This window comes from Sphingobium trunci (genome assembly GCF_022664535.1).
Taxonomy (GTDB): domain Bacteria; phylum Pseudomonadota; class Alphaproteobacteria; order Sphingomonadales; family Sphingomonadaceae; genus Sphingobium.
Genome location: NZ_JAKUJY010000067.1, coordinates 1 through 1018 on the forward strand (window position 1 = coordinate 1; position 1018 = coordinate 1018).

Annotated in this window: 1 protein-coding gene; it reads left to right on the forward strand. The window is 62.4% G+C overall.

The window, feature by feature from the left end; translation table 11 throughout:
- Positions 1–64 precede the first annotated feature (64 nt).
- Positions 65–1018, forward strand: a 954-nt coding sequence (locus MJ601_RS21770; RefSeq protein WP_242130481.1) for a tyrosine-type recombinase/integrase, incomplete at its 3' end; no start/stop codon positions are given.

Here is a 1018-nt window from a genome sequence, read left to right on the forward strand (position 1 = left end):
CATACCAACAACCTGATGGTAGATATGATGGTAGGACCTTGCTCCCCTGACGGGAGATACCATCATGGGTCTGACTGCTGTTGCCATCAAGGCGGCCAAGGGCCGCGACAAACCTTACAAGCTCACCGATGGCGACGGATTGTTCCTCTATGTGACCCCCAATGGCGGGCGCTACTGGCGGATGAACTATCGCCATCTCGGCAAGCAGAAGACCCTGGCCTTCGGCGTCTACCCTGACACGGGCCTTGCCGATGCCCGCGAGCAACGCGACGCTGCCCGCAAGCTGCTGGCCCGGGGCGAAGACCCAGCCGAGCGAATCAAGCTGGATCGCATCGCCGCCACAGTGGCTGCCTCCAACAGCTTCAAGGCGGTTGCCGACGAATGGCTGGTCAAGGTCGAACTTGAGGATCGCTCCGCCGCCACCATGAAGAAGCTGCGCTGGTTGCTGAATTTCATCAATGCGTCGGTCGGCAAGCGTCCCATCGCCTCCATTTCCGCGCAGGAACTGCTGGTGATGCTCCGCAAGATGGAGGGCAAGGGTAAATATGAGACGGCCAAGCGCCTCCGCAGCACCTGTTCACAGATATTTCGCTATGCCATCGCCACGGCCCGCGCCGAACGCGATGTGGCCGCCGACCTGCGCGGCGCACTGATCGCCCCCAAGCCTGTCCATCGCGCCGCCATCACCGGTGCCAAGGAGGCTGGCGGACTGTTGCGCGCCCTGGATGCGTTCGAAGGGCATCCCAACACCAAGGTGGCCCTGCGCCTGCTCCCGCATGTGTTCGTCCGCCCCGGTGAGCTACGGTACGCCGAATGGGCCGATTTCGATTTCGACAACGCGCTGTGGACCATTCCGCCGCACAAGACCAAGATGCGCAGAGCGCATACGATCCCCCTTTCCCGTCAGGCGCTCGCCATCCTCGCGACCATCGAGCATGACGCGGAGTATAGCCGCTTCCTGTTCCCGTCCCTGCGGTCGGTGGACCGACCGATGTCGGAAAACACCATCAATGCTGCG